Origin of the sequence: Bacillus sp. C30, assembly GCF_040838255.1 — a bacterium.
Taxonomy (GTDB): Bacteria; Bacillota; Bacilli; order Bacillales; family Bacillaceae_G; genus Bacillus_A; species Bacillus_A mycoides.
Genome location: NZ_JBFPJH010000386.1, coordinates 1 through 2,864, shown reverse-complemented (window position 1 = coordinate 2,864; position 2,864 = coordinate 1). Strand labels below are relative to the sequence as shown.

At 38.1% G+C, this 2,864-nt stretch carries 3 protein-coding genes and 1 other annotated feature; of the genes, 1 reads left to right on the top strand and 2 read right to left on the bottom strand.

The genetic code is table 11. The features are described 5' to 3' along the window. On the top strand, nucleotides 1-667 hold a 667-nt coding region (locus tag AB3X49_RS20650), incomplete at its 5' end, for a YjbA family protein (protein ID WP_367964430.1). Nucleotides 668-1,056: 389 nt separating this feature from the next. Here the strand turns inward: AB3X49_RS20650 and trpS are convergent. Together trpS and AB3X49_RS20640 are read right to left on the bottom strand one after the other, a co-directional pair. After that, the gene (gene trpS / locus AB3X49_RS20645) at nucleotides 1,057-2,046 is read right to left on the bottom strand and encodes a tryptophan--tRNA ligase (RefSeq protein ID WP_367964428.1); all 990 of its coding nucleotides are present in this window, start codon (nucleotides 2,044-2,046) and stop codon (nucleotides 1,057-1,059) included. Between the two features lie 75 nt (nucleotides 2,047-2,121). Then, nucleotides 2,122-2,338 (bottom strand) — a binding site (T-box leader). A 105-nt stretch (nucleotides 2,339-2,443) separates the two neighbouring features. Beyond that, nucleotides 2,444-2,824, bottom strand: coding sequence for a DUF3899 domain-containing protein (locus tag AB3X49_RS20640; RefSeq protein ID WP_002125921.1), 381 nt, complete (start codon nucleotides 2,822-2,824; stop codon nucleotides 2,444-2,446). Nucleotides 2,825-2,864 lie beyond the last annotated feature (40 nt).

Here is a 2,864-nt window from a genome sequence, read left to right as displayed (position 1 = left end):
GCGGAAAGATGATACGATTGAGCTATTAGATCAAGTGCCATTATTAAAAGTAGATGCCACATTATATCATTACATCGAGAACGAATTATTAGAGCTTCCGCAAAAATTATTGGAAGACGTATATCATAAGGCTTATATTCGTAAAAATCACGAACGCTTGCAACAAGAATATTGTTTTGTAGTTACAGATGGAAAAGGAATTATTGCGATTGATTCAATCGGCTATAATGTGCCAATTAGAAAAAGTAGGCTTATACCGCGTCAAGAACAGATGGTATATGAGATGGTAGAGAATGTGCAAGCAGAAAAGTATGAGTTCCAAGTGGAAGAGATTGAAAAAGAACATCATATTTTATCGCCGTCACCTTTCATTATGAACGGCCTAACTCGTAAAGAAAGACAGTTAAAACAATTATTATTTATGGCATTAGATCAATTATATACAACGAAAAATCCAGCTGAAATTCGCTATTGGTTCACAGAGTGGGATCCATCAGCGTACGGAATGGTCCAACATATGGAGTTTGAAGATGTTTGGGCTAAACTTTATGATGAAGCGAAAACTGGATGGTCTGAGAAGCACGAGCAATTATGTGAGCGCCTTGTAAAAGGACAGCCGTTTTTTGAAAAGTTATGGGAAATGGAAAATGAGCAGAAGGTAAATTAAAAAAACCGCCAATTGGCGGTTTTTTTTATGGAGGTGACAAGAATGTTCGGTGGCTTCGCGCCTTCCTGCGAGGCAAAAAACGCCTCTGCGTCAGGAACTCCATCCTCCTCACATTCTGAACGAGCCGCTTCCGCCTTTTATGAAATCCAGCTCCGGCTCCTAGCCCTTCGCGTCTAAGAACCTTCCCCACGAGAAGGTAAAAAGCACCTTCTGTGGGGAAGAACCTTATCCGTCAGGGCTAAGCAGTCGCCTCCGCCTTATAAATAAATCCAGCTCCAGCGGCAAGCTCTTCGTGTCTAAGAACCTTCCGCATAAGAAGGCAAAAAGCGCCTTTTATGCGAAAGAACCTTAGCCAGTCAGAGCTGAACGAGCCGCTTCCGCTTTATGTGTTACCTACGCTTTCTACTTAATCCCATTGCGTTTTCTACTTTGCGTAGTTGTTTGAATGCAACGCGGTTTGCTTTTTCTGCACCTTTGTCTAGAATTTCGTCTAGTTCTGGTGAGTTGATTAGTTCGTTATACTTGTCTTGGATTGGACGAATTGCTTCTACGACTACGTGTGCTAGGTCGCCTTTGAAGTCTCCGTATCCTTTTCCTTCGTACATTGCTTCTATTTCTTCAACTGTTTTTCCAGAGAATGAAGAGTAGATTGTTAATAAGTTAGAGATTCCAGGTTTGTTTTCTTTATCAAATTTCACGATACCTTCAGAATCAGTTACAGCACTTTTAATTTTCTTTTCAATTGTTTTTGGTTCATCAAGCATACTGATCATTGCTTTTGGATTCGGATCAGATTTACTCATTTTTTTCGTAGGTTCTGTTAATGACATAACGCGAGCTCCTACTTTTGGAATACGAATTTCAGGAACAGTGAACACTTCACGGAAGCGTTTGTTGAAACGCTCTGCTAGGTCGCGTGTTAATTCCATATGTTGTTTTTGATCATCACCAACAGGTACGATTTCAGTGTTGTAAAGTAAAATATCAGCAGCCATTAATGGTGGATACGTTAGTAATCCAGCTGGAACTGAATCTCTACCAGAAGATTTATCTTTATATTGCGTCATACGCTCTAATTCTCCAACGTAAGCAACTGATTGCATAATCCATCCTAGTTGAGCGTGTGCTGGTACTTCTGATTGTACAAATAAAGTAGCTTTTTCAGGATCGATGCCGCATGCTACATAAAGTGCAGCAAGACTGCGAATGTTTTTACGAAGTTGTACGGGATCTTGAGGTACTGTAATCGCATGTTGGTTTACAATACAGAAATAACAGTCGTGTTCATTTTGAAGCTCTGTAAATTGCTTCATAGCTCCTAAATAGTTTCCAAGTGTAATCGTTCCACTCGGCTGAATACCAGAAAAGATAACTGACATAAGTAATTCCTCCTAAATTTGAATGCGTGATGGGGAAGAGAAGGCAAACAAAAAAGCCCATTCATCCCAAAAAACTATAGGGACGAATGGACCGCGGTACCACCCTAATTATTTCACTACTGTGAAATCTCTCTAATCCATAATAACGTTTGGATATAACGCCAAAGCCTACTACTTTCGGTTCGGTTTGGTGCTCAAAAGCCCATTCCATACTGCGCAATTACTTGTTCACACCAGCCACAAGCTCTCTGAAATTGCCTCAATATGTACTCTTCTTTATCATCGCATACATATAAATTTATTTATTGTTACCTAAGCTCTTTTAATATGAAAGAACTAAAGTTTTATAACAAAATGTTTTGCTGATTATTATATCATATGGGATAGTGTTTGCAAACTACATCAAAATAGTAAAGCTAATGAGGATCGAGAACAACCCAAGTACGATACCGGTAATACAAATCGGATACGTCCATTTGAATGAATATGTTTTATAAATACGTTCTTTCTTATCGATAGGTTCCTCTGCTTCTTCAATTAAAGAGTCAATTTTTTTATTCGTACCAAATACTCTTTGGAATGCGTAAATTGTTACGTTAAAAAATCCGTTTTGAAATATGAATAAAAAACCACCTATAAGAATAAAAAACAATGCAATATAGAATGAGATGTTGACAAAATTCAACAAAAAATGAGATGAAACGAGGAATGCGCCCACACTAGAAGCGATTATCGCAACCAAAAATAGTATACAAGTATGAAAAAAAACTTTATTCAAAATATTCCCCTCCGTCAAAATATTACTAGAATTATTATAC